At 70.6% G+C, this 19,462-nt stretch carries 20 protein-coding genes; 12 read left to right on the forward strand and 8 right to left on the reverse strand.

The window, feature by feature from the left end:
- Nucleotides 1-43: 43 nt before the first annotated feature.
- The 5 genes from ACQHII_RS06640 to benA all read right to left on the reverse strand — a co-directional run bounded on the left by ACQHII_RS06640 (nt 44) and on the right by benA (nt 6,597).
- On the reverse strand, nt 44-2,836 hold the full coding sequence (locus ACQHII_RS06640) for a helix-turn-helix transcriptional regulator (protein WP_427918351.1): 2,793 nt from the start codon (nt 2,834-2,836) through the stop codon (nt 44-46).
- Nucleotides 2,837-2,929: 93 nt separating this feature from the next.
- The gene (locus ACQHII_RS06645) at nt 2,930-3,703 is read right to left on the reverse strand and encodes a 1,6-dihydroxycyclohexa-2,4-diene-1-carboxylate dehydrogenase (protein ID WP_427918352.1); all 774 of its coding nucleotides are present in this window, start codon (nt 3,701-3,703) and stop codon (nt 2,930-2,932) included.
- Nucleotides 3,703-4,746: a benzoate 1,2-dioxygenase electron transfer component BenC gene (benC, locus tag ACQHII_RS06650; protein WP_427918353.1), complete on the reverse strand. Its 1,044-nt coding sequence runs from the start codon at nt 4,744-4,746 to the stop codon at nt 3,703-3,705. The genes ACQHII_RS06645 and benC overlap by 1 nt, the downstream gene beginning before the upstream one ends.
- A gap of 1 nt (nt 4,747) precedes the next feature.
- Nucleotides 4,748-5,254 (reverse strand): benzoate 1,2-dioxygenase small subunit, encoded by a 507-nt coding sequence (gene benB / locus ACQHII_RS06655; RefSeq protein ID WP_427918354.1) that lies wholly within the window; start codon nt 5,252-5,254, stop codon nt 4,748-4,750.
- Entirely contained in the window at nt 5,251-6,597 is a 1,347-nt protein-coding gene (gene benA, locus ACQHII_RS06660; protein ID WP_427918355.1) for a benzoate 1,2-dioxygenase large subunit, read from the reverse strand. Before benA ends, benB begins: the two co-directional genes overlap by 4 nt.
- Nucleotides 6,598-6,832: 235 nt before the next feature.
- Here benA and ACQHII_RS06665 point away from each other — a divergent pair, with 235 nt between their 5' ends.
- The 8 genes from ACQHII_RS06665 to ACQHII_RS06700 all read left to right on the forward strand — a co-directional run bounded on the left by ACQHII_RS06665 (nt 6,833) and on the right by ACQHII_RS06700 (nt 12,395).
- Complete coding sequence (locus ACQHII_RS06665; RefSeq protein WP_427918356.1) at nt 6,833-7,741, forward strand: LysR substrate-binding domain-containing protein; 909 nt, start codon at nt 6,833-6,835, stop codon at nt 7,739-7,741.
- On the forward strand, nt 7,738-8,841 hold the full coding sequence (locus ACQHII_RS06670) for a mandelate racemase/muconate lactonizing enzyme family protein (RefSeq protein ID WP_427918357.1): 1,104 nt from the start codon (nt 7,738-7,740) through the stop codon (nt 8,839-8,841). The genes ACQHII_RS06665 and ACQHII_RS06670 overlap by 4 nt, the downstream gene beginning before the upstream one ends.
- A gap of 51 nt (nt 8,842-8,892) precedes the next feature.
- A complete protein-coding gene (gene catA, locus ACQHII_RS06675; RefSeq protein WP_427918358.1) occupies nt 8,893-9,747 on the forward strand; it encodes a catechol 1,2-dioxygenase in 855 nt (284 codons plus the stop codon).
- Nucleotides 9,748-9,753: 6 nt separating this feature from the next.
- The gene (catC, locus tag ACQHII_RS06680) at nt 9,754-10,050 is read left to right on the forward strand and encodes a muconolactone Delta-isomerase (RefSeq protein ID WP_427918359.1); all 297 of its coding nucleotides are present in this window, start codon (nt 9,754-9,756) and stop codon (nt 10,048-10,050) included.
- The gene (locus ACQHII_RS06685; RefSeq protein WP_427918360.1) at nt 10,047-10,484 is read left to right on the forward strand and encodes a hypothetical protein; all 438 of its coding nucleotides are present in this window, start codon (nt 10,047-10,049) and stop codon (nt 10,482-10,484) included. Before catC ends, ACQHII_RS06685 begins: the two co-directional genes overlap by 4 nt.
- A gap of 637 nt (nt 10,485-11,121) precedes the next feature.
- Complete coding sequence (locus ACQHII_RS06690; RefSeq protein ID WP_427918361.1) at nt 11,122-11,532, forward strand: hypothetical protein; 411 nt, start codon at nt 11,122-11,124, stop codon at nt 11,530-11,532.
- 75 nt (nt 11,533-11,607) lie between these two features.
- On the forward strand, nt 11,608-11,994 hold the full coding sequence (locus ACQHII_RS06695) for a hypothetical protein (RefSeq protein WP_427918362.1): 387 nt from the start codon (nt 11,608-11,610) through the stop codon (nt 11,992-11,994).
- Between the two features lie 29 nt (nt 11,995-12,023).
- Complete coding sequence (locus ACQHII_RS06700) at nt 12,024-12,395, forward strand: hypothetical protein (protein WP_427918363.1); 372 nt, start codon at nt 12,024-12,026, stop codon at nt 12,393-12,395.
- A 124-nt stretch (nt 12,396-12,519) separates the two neighbouring features.
- Here the strand turns inward: ACQHII_RS06700 and ACQHII_RS06705 are convergent, their stop codons facing one another.
- Nucleotides 12,520-13,689, reverse strand: a complete 1,170-nt coding sequence (locus tag ACQHII_RS06705; protein WP_427918364.1) for a hypothetical protein — start codon at nt 13,687-13,689, stop codon at nt 12,520-12,522.
- A gap of 83 nt (nt 13,690-13,772) precedes the next feature.
- Complete coding sequence (locus ACQHII_RS06710; RefSeq protein WP_427918365.1) at nt 13,773-14,222, reverse strand: hypothetical protein; 450 nt, start codon at nt 14,220-14,222, stop codon at nt 13,773-13,775.
- Between the two features lie 247 nt (nt 14,223-14,469).
- Here ACQHII_RS06710 and ACQHII_RS06715 point away from each other — a divergent pair, with 247 nt between their 5' ends.
- From ACQHII_RS06715 to ACQHII_RS06725, 3 genes are all read left to right on the forward strand, one after another.
- On the forward strand, nt 14,470-14,955 hold the full coding sequence (locus ACQHII_RS06715) for a hypothetical protein (protein ID WP_427918366.1): 486 nt from the start codon (nt 14,470-14,472) through the stop codon (nt 14,953-14,955).
- A 464-nt stretch (nt 14,956-15,419) separates the two neighbouring features.
- On the forward strand, nt 15,420-17,051 hold the full coding sequence (locus ACQHII_RS06720; protein WP_427918367.1) for a serine/threonine-protein kinase: 1,632 nt from the start codon (nt 15,420-15,422) through the stop codon (nt 17,049-17,051).
- Nucleotides 17,048-17,803: a hypothetical protein gene (locus ACQHII_RS06725; RefSeq protein ID WP_427918368.1), complete on the forward strand. Its 756-nt coding sequence runs from the start codon at nt 17,048-17,050 to the stop codon at nt 17,801-17,803. Before ACQHII_RS06720 ends, ACQHII_RS06725 begins: the two co-directional genes overlap by 4 nt.
- Before the next feature lie 27 nt (nt 17,804-17,830).
- Here the strand turns inward: ACQHII_RS06725 and ACQHII_RS06730 are convergent, their stop codons facing one another.
- Entirely contained in the window at nt 17,831-18,316 is a 486-nt protein-coding gene (locus ACQHII_RS06730; protein WP_427925242.1) for a cytochrome P450, read from the reverse strand.
- Between the two features lie 101 nt (nt 18,317-18,417).
- On the opposite strand from ACQHII_RS06730, the gene ACQHII_RS06735 reads away from it, so the two are divergent.
- Complete coding sequence (locus ACQHII_RS06735; RefSeq protein WP_427918369.1) at nt 18,418-19,449, forward strand: cation diffusion facilitator family transporter; 1,032 nt, start codon at nt 18,418-18,420, stop codon at nt 19,447-19,449.
- The last annotated feature ends 13 nt before the right edge of the window (nt 19,450-19,462 follow it).

Consider the following 19,462-nt stretch of genomic DNA (forward strand, 5'->3'; position numbering starts at 1 on the left):
CGAAGGGCCTGCCGTACCTCCCCGGAGAGGTACGGCAGGCCCTTCACTCGTCCGGGTCCGGTGCCTCCCGGAACCCGGCCGCCAGCTCGCTGCGGGAGCGGATGCCGAGCTTGGAGTAGATGTGCGTCAGGTGGTACTGCACGGTCTTCACGGAGATGAACAGTTCGAGCGCCGCCTGTTTGTTGGTCGCTCCGGACGCGACGAGCTGGGCGACCGCCTGCTCCTGGGCCGTGAGCCGGGACATGGCGGAGGTGCCGCGACTGGTGTGCATGCCGCCCGCCTTCAGCTCGCGGTCGCACCGGTCGACGTAGGTGCGGGCGCCGAGGGCGAGGTAGGCGTCCCGCGCGTTGTGGAGGACCACGTCGGCCTCCCGGCGCTTGCCGGCCCGGCGCAGTGCCTGCCCGTAGGCGAAGCCGACGCGGGCACGGTCGTAGGGCAGCGGCAGTTGTTCCAGGTGGGCGAGGGACCGGTCGAACTCCTCGCGGGCCGCGTCGATGTCGCCCCGGGCGGCGGTGAGCCGGCCGCGGGCCAGGCCCAGTCGGGCCATGGCGGAACGGTGGCCGCGCAGGGCGGCGAGCTCCTCGTGCCGCGTCAGGAAGGCGTCGGCCTCGTCGAGACGGCCCGTCATCACCAGCGCGTTGGCGTACACGTCGGGCCACGGCCAGAACCCCGGCTCGTCCACGGCCCCGCGTGCGGGGAGGTGGACCACGGGGGACAGCGCCTCGATGACCCGCTCGTAGTCGCCCCGCGCCTCGGCGACCTGGGCGCGGGCCAGACAGGCGGGCACCAGCATCACCTCGTAGTGCTGAAGATCGGCACCCCCCTCGTTGAGGTGGTGCTCGGCCAGGTCCCAGTCGCCACGGAGCGCGTGGATCTGGGCCCCCGTCCAGTGCACCAGCGGGCGGACGATCTCGATCTGGGCCTCGGCGTTGCGTGCGACGGCCCGCTGCACGGTGTCCAGGGCCTCCGGCCAGGCACCGAGCACGAAGTGCGTGCGGGCCAGCCAGCCCTGGGCCCACAGGGAGATACGGGTGGAGCCCATGCGGTAGCCGGTGGGTACGGCGGCTTCGAGGCGTCGGCGGGCGGTCTCGGGGGCGTCCAGGGCGGCGAGGTCCACCCAGCCCCGGCCGAGCTGGAAACGCTGGGGCTGGGCTCCGCCGGGCACCTTGGCGGCGGCCGACTCGTACGCGGCGACGGCCTCCTCCGCGCGGCCCATCGCGGCGAGCCCCAGTCCCAGGACGGCCTCGGACTCGACGACCGAGGGGTCTCCCGTGGCCGTCGACTCCACGGCCCGGCCCGCCCAGGCCACCAGGTCACGGGCGTCCCAGCGGCTCAGGGCGTGCAGAACGCGCCGCTGGCAGATCTTCGCCGCGAGGTCCGGACGGCGCTCCGCGTCACAGCGCTCCCAGGCCTGGGTCAGGAACGTCTCCGCCTCCGCCGGGCGGCCCCGCATGATGGCCAGATAGCCGAGGACCACGTCCCGCAGGGTGTCCGCCGGAAAGCTCTCCAACTGGGCGGCGAAGAGGGCGGCCTGGGGCACGTCGCCCGCTCCGATCATCGCGTCCACGGCTCGCAGCAGCCTGTTCTCCCGGGCCGCCCGGTCGGGGCTCAGCCTGCTGGCGCGCACCAGGGTGTCGGCCACGGCCGCCCACTCCCCGCCGACCGCCCGCTCGACCGCGTAGCGGTCCAGTTCCGCGGCCAGCACGCCGTCGGACGCACTGGTGGCGGCCACTCGGTGGATCAGCCGCGCACCGCGGTCGGACGTCGACTCGGCCGCCCGGTGGTGCAGTTCGGCCCGTCGGGTCAGGTCGATCGAGGTGAGGACGGCGGCCCGGGTCAGCGGATGGGGGAAGGACAGCACCATCCGACCGGGGTTGTTGGCGGCCGTCAGCAGACCGGCCGCCCGTGCCTCGTCGACGGCGGGCAGCGGGTCGTCGGTGGCCGCGAGGCGCGCGGCCTCGGCGAGCGGTGTGTCCTGGCCCAGGACCGAGCAGGCCTCCACCAGGGCACGGGCCGCCTTGCCGCACCTGCCGATCCGGTGGCGTACGGCCGCCGCGTAGTGGGCCGGGGCGGGCAGTTCGGGCCGCCAGTCCTGCCATGTCTCGGGCGGGAGTTCGCGCAGCAGCTGCGTGACGTACCGGGGGTTGCCCAGGGTGTGGCGGCAGAGGTGCCGTGCCGTGGGCAGATCCAGGGAGAGGCCGCAGGACTCGCGCGCCAGAGTCCGTACGTCCTCGGGCCCCAGCGGGGCCGGCCGCAGGGCGCCGTCCCGGCAGTCGTCCAGCAGGTCCAGGGTGCGCAGGACCGGGAGCGGCGGCTCGAAGCCGGCTGCTCCGACCTCGTGCATGTCGCGCAGGTCGTCCCGCGCCACGAGGAGGACGAGCACCCTCTCGTGGACCAGCCCGCGCAGCGCCGAGCGGATCGCGCGCAGGCTTTCGACGTCGGCCCAGTGGGCGTCGTCGACGAGGACGACGAGGGGGTGCCGCTCCTGGAGGGCGGTCCACTGGCGTCGCAGGAGCAGGGCGGCGCCCGGCACGTCCCGCGGTACGTCCGCTTCGGTGTCCTGGGCCCGGACGAGCTGCTCCGCGATGCCGAACGGCAGGGCCGACTCCCAGGAGACACCGCAGGCGCGCAGCACCCGGGGTGCCGGCCGGCCCGTGTGCTCCGGGCGCGTGCGCAGGACCTCCTCGACGAGTGCCGTCTTGCCGATCCCGGCGGGCCCCTCGACGAGCAGCAGCGCAGGGCGGCCCGCGCACACGGTGCCGATCGCGTCGGTCAGCGCGGAGCTCTCGCCGATCCGTCCGACCAGGCTTCGTCGCAGCTCGGAGGGGTCACTCATGGACGAGGACGCTAGCACCGGGTGCTCTGAAAGCGACCGGTCGTGACGCATGCGTCCGCTGGGGAGGAGTGTGCCGGTGCGCGGGCAGCCGGGTCAGCCGAGGTCACCGCCGGCCACGGGCAGGACCGTGCCGGTGATGTAGGACGCCTCGTCCGAGGCCAGGAAGACGATCGCCGCGGCCTGTTCGTCGACCGAGCCGTACCGCTTCATGAGGGAGGAGTCGACGGTCTGGTCGACGATCTGCCGGTACCAGGCCTTCTCCTGGTCCGTCGCGGGCGCGGGTCCCCGGGCCACCCGGCGTGCGGGGGCGTCGGTCCCGCCGGGAGCGGTGGCGACGACCCGGATGCCGTACGGGGCGGCCTCCAGGGCGAGTGAGGCGGTGAGGGCGTTGATGCCGCCCTTCGCCGCCGCGTAGGGGATGCGGTTGATGCCGCGCGTCGCGACCGAGGAGACGTTGACGATGGTGCCCGAGCGCTGCTCGATGAGCGTGGGCAGGACGGCCCGGCAGGTCCAGAGGCTCGGGAACAGGGAGCGCTGGATCTCCGCCAGGATCTGCTCGGGCGTGTAGTGCTCGTAGGGCATCGCCCAGATGGTGCCGCCCACGTTGTTGACGAGGCAGTCGACGCGGCCGAGGTGTTCCCGGGCCTCCGTGACGGCGGCCCGGGCGCCCTCGTAGGTCTCCAGGTCGGCGATGACGGCGTGCGCCCCCAGGTCGCCGGCGGCCTCCTTGACCGTCTCGGAGCGGTCCACCAGGACGACGTCCGCGGACTCGCGCACGAGGCGGCGGGCGACCGCGAGGCCAATTCCCTGTGCCGCGCCGGTGACCACGGCCTTCTTGCCGGCGAACCGCTCGGCGTGCACGCCCATCACGCCGCTCCCGCGATCGCGGGCACCGCGGCCGGGGTGAACTTCTCGTAGTGGAAGTTCACCGGGGTGACCCCGAGGGCGGCGATGTGGCCGCGTACGGCCTCGACCATGGCGGGCGGTCCGCAGAGGTACACGTCGGTGTCCCCGCCGTGGAGGGTGCCGACGTCCATCAGGTTCGTCACGTACCCCTTGTGGGGCGCGGTGGACGTCGGGTCGGCGACGCAGTGCTCGACGGTGAGGCCGGGGATCTCCCGGGCGTAGTGGGCCAGGGTGTCGAGGTGGACGAGGTCCTGGTCGGTGGTGACTCCGTAGATCAGGCGGAGCGGGTAGGTCACCTGGCTCCGGGCCATGCGGTCCAGCATCGACAGCAGCGGGGCCAGTCCGGTTCCGCCGGCCAGCAGCAGGGCGGGCCGGGTGAGTTCGCGCAGGTAGAAGCTGCCGATCGGGCCGGTGAACTCCAGCCGGTCGCTTACCTCGGCCCGTCCGGTGAGGTACTCCGACATGGCGCCGCCCGGGACGATCCGCACCAGGAAGGAGATCCGCCGCTGGGCGGTACCGGAGCTGAAGGAGTACGAGCGGCTCTGGTCGGTGCCGGGGACGGCGATGTTGACGTACTGGCCGGGCAGGAAGTCCAGCGCGTCGCGGTCGTCCACGTCGAGCGCGAACTCGACGGTGGACGGCGAGTGCCGCCGGAGCTCGGCCAGCGTGGCGCCGTGGGTGGCGGCGGCGGTCTTGGCCGCGGCCGACGTGGAGGGGATGCGCAGCACGAGGTCGGTGTGCGGGGTCATCTGGCAGGGCAGGCAGTAGCCCTGCGCGGCCTCGTCGTCGGTCAGGGCCTCGTCGATGTAGTCGCCGCCGTCGTAACTGCCCGACTCGCACCGGGACTTGCAGGTGCCGCAGGCGCCGTCACGGCAGTCGAGGGGGATGTTGATGCGGGCTTTGTAGGAGGCCTCGGCAACCGTCTCGCCCGGTCGGCACTCGACGAAGCGGGTGATGCCGTCCTCGAAGTTCAGGGCGACCTGGAAGGACATGCTGCTGCTCATTTCAGACGTGGTAGATGTCGACGACGTGATGCACGTAGTCGTTCTTCAGGACGACCTTCTTGCGCGTGATCAACGGCTCCGGCCCCGAGACGTCCAACTGGTAGAAGGAGGTGCCGAAGTAGGTGTCGACCGTCTGGTAGCGGTAGTAGAGCGTGAACCAGTTGAAGCGCACCTCCGCCAAGTCGCCGTCCCTGCCGGTGAGTTCGACGTTGGTGATGTTGTGGCCGGTGCGCGGCTCGGGAAGGCTGGTGGCGGAGGAGCGGTCGGTGCGGATCCGGAAGACCCGGTCCTCCAGGCCCGCTCGGCTCGGGTAGTAGACGAGCGAGATCTCGCGCTGCGGATCACGGGTGAGTTGGTCGTCGTCGGCCCAGGCCGGCATCCAGAACTCGGCGTCCGGGTGGTAGCACTCCAGCCATTTCTCGAATTCCCGGTCGTCCAGGAAACGGGCCTCCCGATAGAGGAACTGCCGGATTCCTTCGAGCGTCAACTCGTCGATCGCCGTGGTCACTTGGTCACCTCCAGGGCATTGCGCAGCGACTGGAGCCAGTAGCCGTGCTGGATGGGATACAGCCCCTCGTCCTCGGTGCGCACCCCGCTCGCGACCGGATTGATGCCGATCTTCTTGGCGTCCTCGTCCGGGCCGGTGATCTGGTGCACGGCGCCGCGGCTGAGGTCGTTCCAGGGCATGGACCCGGCCTGGTACGTCTTCTGGCAGGAGCGGAACTCCTCGAGGTCGTCCGGGGTGGCCATGCCTGTGGCGTTGAAGAAGTCCTCGTACTGCCGGATACGGCGGGCGCGGTCCTCGGCGGGCTCGCCCTTGGGGGCGATGCAGTAGATCGTCACCTCGGTCCGGTCGACGGAGATGGGCCGGAAGTGCCGTATCTGGGAGCTGAACTGGTCCATCAGATAGACGTTCGGGTAGAGGCACAGATTGCGGGAGACCCCGATCATCCAGTCGGCCTTCTCCGCACCGAACTGCCGGGCTAGTTCGTCCCGTTTGTCGAACAGCGGCCGATTGGCGGGGTCGAGCCACTTGGTCCACAGCAGCAGATGGCCGTGGTCGAAGGAGTAGAACCCGCCCTGCTGCTTGGACCAGCCGCCGGCGTCCATGGTCTTGGTGTCGTTCTTGGACTCGCCTGAGGTGCGGCGGGCCTGGGTGGCCGCGTAGTTCCAGTGGGTGGCCGAGACGTGGTAGCCGTCGGCGCCGTTCTCCGCCTGGAGTTTCCAGTTTCCGTCGTAGTGGTACGTCGAGGAGCCGCGCAGCACCTCCAGGCCCTCCGGGGACTGGTCGACGACCATGTCGATCACGACGGCCGCGTCACCGAGGTGTTCGGTGAGCGGCTTGACGTCGGGGTTGAGGCTGCCGAAGAGGAAGCCCCGGTAGCTCTCGAAGCGGGCGACCTTCTTCAGGTCGTGCGAGCCGTCGGTGTTGAACTGCTCCGGATAGCCGGCGTCGCGTGGGTCCTTCACCTTCAGCAGCCTGCCGCTGTTGTTGAAGGTCCAGCCGTGGAACGGGCAGGTGAAGGTGGTGCGGTTGTCCGTCTTGCGCCGGCACAGCATCGCCCCGCGGTGGCTGCACGCGTTGATCAGGCAGTGCAACTCGCCTTGTTTGTCACGGGAGATGACGACGGGCTGGCGGCCCATGTAGGTCGTGAAGTAGTCACCGACCTCGGGGATCTGGCTCTCGTGCGCGAGGTAGACCCAGTTCCCCTCGAAGATGTACCGCATCTCCAGCTCGAAGAGTTCCTCGTCCGTGAAGACACTGCGCCGCACCCGGTACACACCGCTGTCCGGGTCCTCCACGAGCGCGTCTTCGAGGATCGTCCGTGCGCGGCTGAAGTCCTCGGCCATGGTCCCGTCCCCCTCTCCTCGAACGGGCCGCGAGCCGGCGGCCTCGTTGCCATTGCTTTTCAGCACCATGACAGCGCCGTGAAGAGTCGGCCCCAGACATTGCCCCAGGGTTGACCAAGGGGGCTATTGAGACCGTGGGCATATCAATAGCCTGCGATCAGATATTTGTGGGGTATGAGGTTCGCTCCCTACGCTGAGCGCAATTCGAGGGCCCCGGACGGACAGGGGCAGCCCGATGGAACTCAGGAATCTCCGCTATTTCATGGCCGTGGCCGAGACGCGTCATTTCGGCAGGGCCGCCGAACGTCTGCACATGGCCCAGCCCCCGCTCTCCCAGGCGATCCGTCGCCTGGAGCGCGAACTGGGCGTGGAGTTGTTCACCCGCACCACCCGGCAGGTCGCCCTCACCGGCGCCGGCGAGGTGTTCCGCACCGATGTGGAGCACATCCTCAAGGCCGTCGACGAGGCGGTGGCACGCGTCGGGCGCTTCTCCTCGGGGGTGGAGGGCGTTCTGCGGGTCGGTCTGACGGGCGCCGCCGCGTACCGCCAACTGCCCGCGCTGGCACGGCTTCTCAAGCACGAGATGCCCCACGTGATGATGGAGGTGCACACCGAGATGCTCACGCCCGCCCAGGAGTTCGGACTGATCGAGGGACGCCTCGACGTCGGTGTGCTGCGCCCGCCGATCCGCCGGGAAGGCATCACCCACCGCGGCCTCGCCGACGAACCCCTCGTCGTCGCCGTGCCCGAGGAGCACTGGCTGGCCGGGGCCGACACCGTACGGATCGAGCAGCTGCGGCACGAGGACTTCATCGTGTACGGCGCAGCGCTCGGCTCGGTCGTCGACGACGCGGTGACCCGCAGCTGCCTCTCCTCCGGTTTCTATCCGCACCGCGCCTACGAGGTCACCGAGACCTCGGCCGCCCTGGCCCTGGTCGCCGCCGGGCTCGGCATCGCCGTCCTGCCGGACTCCATCCGCTCAGCGCCCCGCGAGGGCGTGCTGTGCAAGGACCTCAAGGACGCGCTGTCCGTCCCGCTGGTGCTGGCCTGGCGCACGAACGACGACTCGCCGCTGCTCCGCAACCTGCTGACGGTGCTGGAGCGCAACGACGTGTTTCTGGAACCCCCGGGAGGAGTGGCATGAAGATCGTCGCGGTCGAGGCGATTCCCTTCGCCATCCCTTATGCCAAGCCGCTGACATTCGCGAGCGGCGAAGTGCGCACCGCCGACCACGTACTGGTGCGCGTGCACACGGACGAGGGCCTGACCGGGACCGCCGAGGCACCCCCGCGCCCGTACACCTACGGCGAGACCCAGGAGTCGATCATCGCGGTGATCGGCAGGATCTTCGCGCCGCAGATCCTCGGGCTGACGGCCCTGGAGCGGGAAACTGTGCACGCGTGTCTGGACCGGACGGTCGGCAACCCGACCGCGAAGGCGGCCCTCGACATGGCGCTGTGGGACATCCTCGGGCAGGCCGCCGGGATGCCGGTCTCCGGGCTGCTCGGCGGCTACACCGACCGTATGCGGGTCAGTCACATGGTCGGCTTCGCTCCCGCCGGGGAGATGGTCGCCGAGGCCGAACGGATCCGCGACACCCACGGCATCACCACCTTCAAGGTGAAGGTCGGGCGCCAGCCGTACCGCGAGGACGTCGTGGCCTGCCGTGCGCTGCGCGAGGCGCTGGGCGCGGACGTCGAGCTGTACATCGACGGGAACCGCGGCTGGTCGGCGTCCGACTCCGCCAGGGCCCTGCACGAGATGGCCGACCTCGGTCTGACCTTCGCCGAGGAACTCTGCCCCGCCGACGACGTGTTGGGCCGGCGCTGGCTGGTCGCCCGGAGCCCGGTCCCCTTCATCGCCGACGAGAGCGCCACCCGCGCCGCCGAGGTGACCCGTGAACTCCTCGGCGGCTCCGCCACCGCCATCAGCATCAAGACCGCCCGCACCGGCTTCACCGCCTCCCAGCGCGTGCTCCACCAGTGCGAGGGACTGGGCGTGGAAGTGGTGATGGGCAATCAGATCGACAGCCAGATCGGCACGTTGTGCTCGGTCGCCTTCGGAGCCGCGCACCGCGCCTCGGCCCAGCACGCCGGCGAACTGTCCAACTACCTCGGCATGACCGACGACCTTCTCACCGAGCCGCTGACCATCGAGAACGGCACCCTGCACATCCGCGAAGGCGCCGGACTCGGGATCGACATCGACCCCGCCAAACTGGCGCGCTACCGCCAGGACCGCTGACGCGCATCCACCTGACGCACCATCAAGAATCTTTCTAGGGACGGGAAGACCATGACCGACATCATCGCGGAACAGGCCACCGCCGCGGCCTCCGGCGCCGCCGCCACCGAGCGGTTCCGCAGCAGGCAACAGTCCGGCAGCACCGATGCCGACACCAAGCGCGTGGACACCCTCGCCACCGACATCATCAGCGCCGTCCACGACGTCGTCCGCCGCCACAAGGTGACCTACGCCGAGTACGACGCGCTCAAGGCATGGCTGATCCAGGTCGGCCAGGACGGCGAGTGGCCGCTGTTCCTGGACGTGTGGGTCGAGCACGTCGTGGAGGAGGTCGCGAACGAGAACCGCGCGGGCAGCAAGGGCACCATCGAGGGCCCGTACTACGTCCCCGACGCCCCGCGCCTGGCCGCCGAGGCGACCCTGCCGATGCGGGACGGCGAGGAGGGCACCCCGCTGCTGTTCCAGGGACAGGTGACGAGTGTGGACGGCACACCGCTGTCCGGTGCCGTGGTGGAGATCTGGCACGCGGACAACGACGGCTACTACTCCCAGTTCGCGCCCGGACTGCCCGAATGGAACCTGCGCGGCGCGGTCGCCGCCGACGAGACCGGCCACTTCTGGATCAACACCATCGAGCCGGCGCCGTACCAGATCCCGACCGACGGCTCCTGCGGCCGGCTCATCGCCGCCGCGGGCTGGCACGCCTGGCGCCCCGCGCACCTGCACCTGAAGGTGTCGGCGCCGGGCCACCAACTCATCACCACCCAGCTGTACTTCCAGGGCGGCAGCCACGTCGAGGACGACATCGCCCAGGCCGTGAAGCCCGAACTGATCCTGGCCCCCACCCCTGTCGCCGACGGCAAGGGCAACGAGGTCACCTACGACTTCGTCCTCGACAAGGAGTGACGCGCGGTGCTGTTCTCGGTACGGATGGACGTCGGGATTCCGCGCGACCTCGACCCCGAGGTCCGCGCGGACCTGGTGGCACGTGAGAAGGCGTACTGCCAGGAACTGCAGAAGTCGGGCGAGTGGGTGCACATCTGGCGGTGCGTCGGGCAGTACGCCAACATCAGCGTCTTCGACGTCGCCGACAACGAGGCGCTGCACGGCATCCTGTGGAACCTCCCCCTCTTCCCCTACATGAAGGTCGACGTGACACCACTCGCCCAGCACCCGTCCGACCTACGCGGCGGGGACCGAACACCATGACAGGTCTCCTCGAACGTGCCGGCCTGGGCAGTCGCCTGGTCCAGCGACTGCTGCGGCTCGGGCCTCCGCCCAGCCGGGATGTGACGGTCCATCGGGACCTGCCGGTGCCGTTGCCGGACGGGACGGTGCTGCTGGCCGACCGCTGGACGCCGCGCGAGGGCGGCGACGGTCTGCCGACGGCCCTGATCCGCACGCCGTACGGGCGTCGGGGTCCCCTGGTGGCGCTGTCGGCCCGGCCCCTGGCCGAACGCGGTTTCCAGGTGGTCGTCCTCCGCCACCAGGTTCCGCAGATCGATCCCGGAACCACTCGCCGCAGCGGGAATCAGATGGCCGTTGGCGGGTTTGTAGCCCTGTTGCGCGATCTCCGCCATGCCCGGGCGCCTTCCGGCCCTTGTTGTAGTCACTCTTGTCGAGCAGACCGTACACACGCCTGACCAGCAGCGCAGCCCGGCTGACACCTCATCAGAACGAGCGTCAAATGAGCGTCATTTCAGCGTCAAGATATCGCCCGTAACGCCCATGCCGCACATAACGCGCACGCACAAAACCGCAGGTCAGGACACCTTTGCCACCGGTTCAAGGATCGCGACGCACTCCACATGGTGCGTCATCGGAAAGAGGTCGAAGCGGAGTCGACCCTCGGCCCCCATGGCGCAATTGGACGACACCCTGCGGTCGCCTCGCTCCGATGCGCTTCAGCCGTCTCACCGAGGGAGTCGTGGCGCGTTCCAGTACATCGTCCCCGACTACTGGCGATCAAGATCCGGACCAGGAACGGACCAAGTCGGCCGTAGCGACTCAAGACACGCAAAAGGGCGTCCTGGCTGGGAAATCTCCAGCCAGGACGCCCTTTTCTGCCTCAACTGGTCGGCATGGTCGGCATGGTCGGCATGGTCGGCACCAGATCGTCGGCTCGACAGGAAGGGGCGGGGCGGCAGGCGACAAGGCGACCACCTCCACGCGGCGATGCAGGGCGAGCCTTTCGACCGTGGTCGAAAGGTGTGACCGGAGTGCGGCGAGCGCTCCAGACTCGGACGAACGGACTCAGCCCGTGAAACCGAGGGGGAGCACATGCGCAAGGAGAATCGGCCGGTCAGGGGCACGAGGGCCAGGAGGGTGGGCGCTCTGCTGGCGGCCACGGCGCTCACCGTGGGAGTCGCGGTGGCGACCGCGCCCTCCGCGGCTGCCGCCAGCCCGTGTTGGAACGACGGCTCCACCAAGTGGTGGTGCAACAACGTCTCCGGCGCACGGGTGTACGGCACGGTCGGGAACAACCACATCTACCCGGACCCGAACACCGTCGTCGGCTACATGTACTCCAACCCGAGCTGGTTCTGGTGCAAGGAGGACGACCAGGCATGGGTGGGCGGGCCGCACTCCACCCGCTGGGAGATGACGGTCGCGGACAACGGCCGGCTCGGCTTCATGAAGGACACGGCGATCTCCAGCGAGACGGACCCGCTCCCCGACTGCATCCAGTGACAGATGACAGCCGCGCCACTCCGGCGGCTGCTTTGCCATGGTCCACTGCCGCAACACACCCTGGAGCCCCTGCACATGCGTACACGGAAGACCCTTGCTGTCCTGTTCAGCGCCGCAGCACTGGCACTGGGGCTCGGTACCACCACCGCGCCCAGCGCCTCGGCGGCATCCGGCTGCTGGTACAGCGGCAGCCACTGGTGGTGCAACAACCGCTCGGGCGCGCCGGTCTACGGCTACAAGGACCTCGCCCGCTTCTACCCCGACTCCAGCCGCGTCGTCGGGTACATGTACTCCAACCCCAGCTGGTTCGACTGCCGCTACGACGGCGGTCTGCCCGACGAGTACGTGGGCGGACCACACCCCTACCGCTGGGAGTGGACCGAGGCCGACAACGGCCAGTGGGGCTGGATGAAGGACACCGCCGTCAGCAGCGAGACCAACACGCTGCCGGCCTGCTGGTAGACGACCGCCGACAACACACGGGGAGAGAGATGAAGTTCAGCAGGCGTGCCCTGACGGCCCTGGCGGCCGCCGCGTTCTCCGCCGCCCTCACGGTGGCGGCGGCGCCGTCCTCGTCCGCGGCCTCCGGCTGCTGGTACTCCGGCGGCGAGTGGTGGTGCAACAACGTGCGGGGAGCCGCCGTGTACGAGCCCTCGGAGACCAACGGATACCCGCACGCCGATGTCGTCGTCGGGTACATGTACTCCAATCCGAGCTGGTTCCGCTGCCGCCGCGACGACGGCCCCTACGTCGGCGGACCGCACCCGAACCGGTGGGTGTTCACCGAGGCCGACAACGGCGAGTGGGGCTACATGAAGGACACGTCCATCTCCAGCGAGACGAACCCGCTGCCCGTGTGCTGACGACGGCGCCGACGTAGCTCCTTCGACCCGTCACCGCGATGCCGGTGGCAGCGGGTCCGCGGACCGGACCTGGGCCGTCGTGGGCGGTTCCTGCTGGATCGCCCACGACGTGCCGGCCAGAACCTCAGCAGAGGGGAACGTCGGGCAGTCTGTTGTCCGGGTAGTCGATGTAGATGTTGGTGATGTAGCCGCCGTACAGGGGGAGATAGGCCCACCAGTCGTTCGTGTACTGCCCGACGGTGACCTCCTCGCCCTGCTTCTGGCAGGCGATCAGCGCGTCGACCCCGGCGGGCAGCCGGGTGAGCGACTGCGAGGTGGTGGTCGTGTCGGCGCGCACCTGAACGTGGGAGCCCCATGTGCCGTACCACGAGCCGGAACGCGGGACGGCGCCGGGGACGTTGAGCGAACGTACCAGCGTGTCGAGGGCGCTGTACGCGGCGCCGAACGTGGTGCCCTGCGGGTGCAGGGTGAAGACGGCGACGATCGAACGGTCGCCCGCGCCCACGGTTCCCGTGGTGTGCAGTGCGGGCCGGGCGAGGTCGACCGTCGCGCCGGATGCGGTCGTGACACCTCGGCCGGCGGTCGAGGCCGTCGAGTCGGCGCAGTCGCTGCTCTCGCCGAAGCCGGACCAGCCCTGCTTGACCGCCCACGGCTGCTGGAACGACGCCGGGATGCCGAACCGCTGGTCGAAACCGTCTACGCCGCACCGGGTGGAGGCGCGGAGGTCACCCATGACGATGTCCCGCAGGGCGGCGGGTGCGCTGTCCAGGATCCAGCGGTAGATCCGCACGGTGTCGGCCGCCGACAGGGCCGTGTAGCCCCAGTAGCCGGGGTAGTCCGCCGGCGGGCCCGCGGTGTCCGTCAGCCCCAGGCGGGGAATCATCCGGTCGATGATCGCCGAGCCGCCGTCCTGGGTCCAGTAGAAGTCCGCCGCGGAGTCGTCACTGGAGCGCAGCATGCTGTCGAGGCGGGCCCGGTCGTCCGACGGCAGGCCGTAGCCGGGGCCGCGGTCCCACAGGTGGTCCAGAGCGATCAGGAGCTTCACCACCGAGGCGGAGCGGAACTGCGTGTGGGCGTTGGACTGCTCGGTGAACGTCCCGGTCTGGCGGTCGTACACGGCGATTCCGGCGGTGACGCCCGGCGGTACGGTCACCGAGGTCGTGCGCGGTGCGGTGGGTGAGGTTGTCTGGGCGCGGGCGGGTGCGGCCGTGGCGAACAGGGCGGCCATCAGGACCAACCAGGCCGCCACGAGGGCGAATCCGCCTCGCGGTCCGTGTGACGAGAAGGGGGGCATGAACGACTCCCTGGTTCGGACGGGGCCGAAGAGGAACGCGTCGGGGCCGGCCACCGTTGGAGGGGCCGGCCGCGACTCGTGTGTCAGCAGTTGCGGACGGACCAGACGGGGTTCCAGTCCTGGTCACCCACCTGCGGCGGGGAGAAGGCGCGCAGCACGTTCCCGTTGGCGTCGTAGAGGTAGGAAGTGACCGAGCCGGTCTGCTTGTTGAGGTAGTAGCCGTTGCCGTACCAGTTGGACAGGTAGTAACGGTTGCAGTTGTAGAGGTAGAAGATCTTCCACTTGGACACGGTCGGATCCCACACCTCGAGGCAGAGGTTCCCCGGTCCACAGGTGAACGTCTGGTCGTCCGTGCGGTAGCTGACGGTGGTGGACGGAGAGATCGTCGGGGAGACGGCGGCCGCGATCTGTGCGTGGTCACTGGTACGAGGGCCGGAGGCGGTTGCCGCCTGTGCCGGACCGGTGGCGAGAACGGCCATGAGCATGCCGACCACCACGCCGATGATGCCGAGCAGCGAGCGCTTCGCGCGCATGGATGAGACCTCCGTCGAGACGGCAGCGGGACATCTGGGACAGCGGCACGGAACGTGCCCTGACGGCGACGATCGCCGACCGCACGGGCCCGGCAGAAGCCTTTCGAACCTCCTCGAAAGGCCGCTGCCACCGTGGTCCGACCACACACGATGGCCGTGCGCGACCCGGGGACGGTCATCGGACCGGGGACAACCACGACACGAGCATGCGCGAACACCGCCATGCCGGACGGGAGACTGCCGAACCGTGCCTACCAAGCGATCACTTGTCGGACTGTGCGCCGCCCTCGCGATGGGGGCGGCCCTCCTCGCCACCGGAACCGCGCAGGCCGCCCCGGCCTCGCACGGAACCTCCTCCGGTCGCGTCATGACCGTGCCCGCGGCACCGAAGACGGCCCGCCTCGCGCCGCTCCTGGCCGCGGCGCCCTCCACTTCTCCGGCCGTCCGCACGGCCTACGCCGGTGCCGGCGGGGGCGTCTACTGCCAGAGCGGCTACTTCTGCGCCTCGGTCTGGGACCCGACGGCCGGCAAGTTCAAGATCTTCTTCTTCTACACCTGCAACCGCTACACCCTCTCGAACTGGATCGACTGGGCCGAGGCCCAGAACAGCCAGACCGGAGGTGCCGTCGCCGGTCTCTACGGCTCCGGAGGCGGCCTGCTGCAGACCGTCCCGGCCGACAACGCGGTCTACGCCGTCAACTGGTCGCCGGTGTACTCGATCCGCAACTGCTGAACCGGACGGCCTCCGCAGCCCGGCGCACCGGGCAGGGTTCAGGGACCACAGGCCGACCGGTCTCCGTCCGTCGTCCGAGGTCCGCGCCCAGCAGTCGCTCCGGTCCACCGCCGTCGGGGGCCACCGTCTCCGACGGCCGTGCGGCGACCGGATGGACGAGGACCGACCCGAGGGTGGGCGCGGCGAGCACGGTGGGCGCAGCGCACGGCGCGCCTCCAGGTTCCGTACCGTCTGCTCGAAGACGCCGCGGCGCCACACCCCGGACCCGAGCGGCCCCTGATACGTGCCCAGCCCGCAGGCGCCGCGGACGAGTTCCCCCAGCGGACCGGACCGCTCACGCCGACGATCGGAACCGGCATTGTCCTGTTCCGCAACCGCCGTGGCTGAAAAGGTGTCTCTCAACGCATGGTCCAGCCGCTTCGGGAGTTGGTCAGGCAGGGCGGCACGCCGTCTGGGGGGATGACGTGAGCACATGGGTGGTGCCCGGATACACCGAGTCTCTGGAGCTCGGGTCGGGTGCGAGCGGTCGCGTCGTGCTGGCCGTGCACGCGGACACCGGCGTACGGGTCGCGGTGAAGTACCTCAGCGAGTCCCTGCGCACGCGGCCTGGTTTCGTGCACGATTTCCGGGCGGAGGCGCGCCTGCTCGGCGGACTGCGGAGCCTGTACGTGACCGGCCTGTACGAGTACGTGGAGAGCCCGCAGGGCGCCGCCATCGTCATGGAACTGGTGGACGGTGTCTCGTTGCGGACGCTGCTGACCCGTCAGGGGCCACTCCATCCCGAGGCCGCGCTCGTCCTTCTCAAGGGATCGCTGCTCGGTCTCGCCGACGCGCACCGCATCGGTGTCGTCCACCGCGACTACAAGCCGGAGAACGTCCTGGTCGAGACGGACGGATCGTCCAAGCTCGTCGACTTCGGTATCGCGGTGGACGCCGGCACCAGCGCGGGTGTGGCCGGAACCCCGTCCTACATGGCCCCCGAGCAGTGGACCGGCGCCCCCGCCTCGTGCGCCGCGGACGTGTACGCGGCAACGGCCACCTTCTTCGAGTGCCTGACGGGGCACAAGCCGTACGCGGGCGACAACATCGCCCAACTGGCCCTGCAACACGTCGACGCCCCCGTCCCCGTGGAGGAGGTCCCCGCGGCGGTGCGCGAGCTGGTCCGTCGCGGTCTGGCCAAGGAACCGGACCAACGGCCGGCACAGGCCGAGGCGTTCGTGGCGGAACTGGAGGCGGTCGCCGGCGCCGTGTACGGGGCCGACTGGGAGGAACGCGGTCGCGCCCGGCTCGCCGCGCTGGTGGCCCTGCTGGCGCTGCTGCTGCCCTCGGCCCGCTCCCCCCGATCCACCACGGACACCGCGCGTACGGTCCTGAGGCAGGCTCCGCGCCACGGCTGGGCCCGGTCGTGGCGACCCGGCCGAGCCGGCATGCTCGTCTCGGCCGCCGCCGTACTCCTGGGCCTCCTGCTCACCTACGGGATGCAGCACACTTCGGCGGGCGCCGCCGAGCGGACCGCCGATGCCCTGGCCACGACCACGGCCCGGGCCGGCACCGGAGCGGCGCCGCCCACCGCCCCGACCACGGCGCCCGCGCCGTCGAGCGACCTGTCGCCGACACCCGGTGTCTCCCCCTCGGGCCCGTCGGCCACCCCGACCGGTCAGCCGTCCGCCCCCGCCACCGACTCACCCGCGCAGTCGACGACGCCCGGCGAGGCGACCACGTCCGCGCCGGCGACACCGACGACCGCCACCTCCACCCCGCCCGTCGCTCCCGCCGTCAAGAACGTCGCGGTATCGGCCTTCAGCCAGACGGGCCCCACAACCTCCACCGCGACCATCACCGTCACCACGGACGGCAGCGGGCCGATCTCCGTCACCGTCTCGTGGTTCACGGGCGATGCGAGCGGAGGCGCCGGCACCCCCGACGGTGCGTCCCAGACCTTCGAGCGCAGCGGAGCCACGCAATACACGATCAGCGTCGACCACACCTTCCAGAACGACGGCTGCTACTGGACGGTCCAGGCCACGACCACTCCGGCAGCGGCCTCCGGCGGCGCCTCGCAGCAGATCCTGACCAGGCAGTGTGAGATCCGATGACCGCCCAGAGCGACGACACGCCCACGCCGGCGGTGAGGGGTGAAGAGCCGACGCGGGCGCTCGCACCCGCCGACGCGCACAGCACCACACTCCATCTCGGGCCCGCCGAGGGCCACGTCCCCGACGACCGGACCGCCGACCCCGACAGCGAGTACAGCGCCACCGTGCTGGGCAGCCACTGGATCCAGCGACCGGAGACGGACGACACGCTCGTCGAACCGGCCCCGGCGACCTCTCCCCCGACCCGGCCCGACCGCGTCGAGGGCAGCGTGCTGCGTTTCGGGCCCGGTGTGACGGCCGCCGTCGCGCACCGCACCGTCCAGACGTCTCCCACCACGTCGTCGGCTCCCGCGCCCTCCGGTCGGAGGCTGCGCAGGAACGCTCTGCCGACGCTGCTGGTGGTGGCCGTCCTCGTCCTCGTGGCCTGGCAGCGCTTCGGGCAGTCCGTGGCGGTCACCCGGGTTGCCGTCACGGCGGGGCCGACGGTTCTGGGGTGCGACGGCACCGTGGACATCGTCGGTCTGGTCACCACCAACGGCCGTCCCGGCACCCTCTCCTACCGATGGGTCCGAAGCGACGGCACGGCGTCCGGCGTCCTGCACGAGGTGATGGTCCAGGGGGAGCGGCACGCGCGCCTGCACCTCCGGTGGACCTACCGGGGACCGGGCCACCGCGCTGCACGGGCGGAACTGCGCATCCTGTCCCCCGGTCACCGGGCGGCCACCGCCCACTTCTCGTACGACTGCCCCTGACGGCCGCCCGGGATCGTCGGCGCCCCCTTACTCCCACTTCGCCGCGCAGCCGACCGGCTGGTCCGGCGCGGTCAGCAGGACCGGGACCTCCTGGTGGCCGTTGGACATGAAGGACTCCAGCGGACGCAGTTCGTCCAGGGGCACCGCGGGCCGCAGACCGGGGAAGCGCGCGAAGAGCGCGGAGAGCGCGATGGACGCTTCCAGCCGCGCCAGTTGGGCTCCGAGGCAGTAATGCACGCCGTGCCCGAAGGAGAGGTGCTCACCACGGGTGGCGCGGGTGACGTCGAAGCGGTCGGCGTCGTCCCTTCGGCCTCTCCTACGCCCCGGTCCGCAAGAGCCTGGACGCGCTGAGGAGGAACACGGCGGTGTGACCCCGGGCAGGTCGCCGCGATCCGCGCGAGGAGACGGTCGGCTTCGGTCGGAACCCGCGGTCGATCCACTCCTGACGGTGCGGCGACCGGGCGGCGGCGGGGTACGCCGGCTGCCGCCGAGTTGGCTCCGGCATCGCCGCAGGTGACAGTGGTAACGGTGCTCATTGCAGGCTTTGGAGAAACCCTCCGGGGCGCGGTTGACTTGCCCTCCGCCGACGCAGTACCGCGACCCTGGGAGCTCCCGTGTCCGACCATCACGACCACGAGCACGGCGGCCACGACCACGACAGCGGCGGCGGTCACTCCGGCCACTCCCACGGGGTGTCCGCGGACGCCGACCGGCGCTGGCTGACGATCGCTCTCACCCTGATCAGCGTGTTCATGCTCGCCGAGGTGGTGGTCGGGGTCGCGGCCAACTCGCTGGCGCTGATCTCGGACGCCGCGCACATGCTGACCGACGTCGCCTCCATCGTGCTGGCGCTGATCGCGATGCGACTGGCGGCCCGCCCGGCGAAGGGGCACTTCACCTACGGTCTCAAGCGCGTGGAGATCCTCTCCGCGCAGGCCAACGGCCTGACCCTGCTCCTGCTCTCGATCTGGCTGGCCTACGAGGCGGTACGGCGGCTCGTCTCCCCGCCGGAGGTCACCGGCGGCCTGGTCCTCGTCACCGCCCTGATCGGAGTGGCGGTCAACCTGGTGGCCACCTGGTGCATCTCCAGGGCCAACCGCACCTCGCTGAACGTCGAGGGCACCTACCAGCACATCCTCACCGACCTCTTCGGCTTCATCGCCACCGCCGTCGCCGGAGCCGTCGTCCTCACCACCGGCTTCGCCCGCGCGGACGCGATCGCCTCCCTGCTCGTGGTCGTCCTGATGCTCAAGGCCGGCTACGGCCTGGTCCGCGACTCCGGGCGGATCTTCCTCGAGGCCGCGCCCGCCGGGATCGACCCGGACGTCCTCGGTGACCGCCTGGCCGCGCAGGACACCGTGGTCGAGGTGCACGACCTGCACGTCTGGACGATCACCTCCGGCCAGAGCGCCCTGTCCGCCCACGTCCTGGTGGAGCCGGGCGGCGACTGCCACGCCGTGCGCCGCGGCCTGCAGAAGATGCTTCTGGACGAGTACCGCATCGGCCACGCCACGCTCCAGGTCGACCACCTGGGCGAGGACGCCCCCGACCTGCTCCAGATCACCAGCGCCACCGCCGACGACCGCGACGCGCACTGCGACGACGCCCACGGCCCCGTCCACCGCCCCGGCCCCCACGACCACTGAGCCGCCGACACCC

Origin of the sequence: Streptomyces sp. cg40 (assembly GCF_050320165.1) — a bacterium.
GTDB lineage: Bacteria > Actinomycetota > Actinomycetes > Streptomycetales > Streptomycetaceae > Streptomyces > Streptomyces hokutonensis.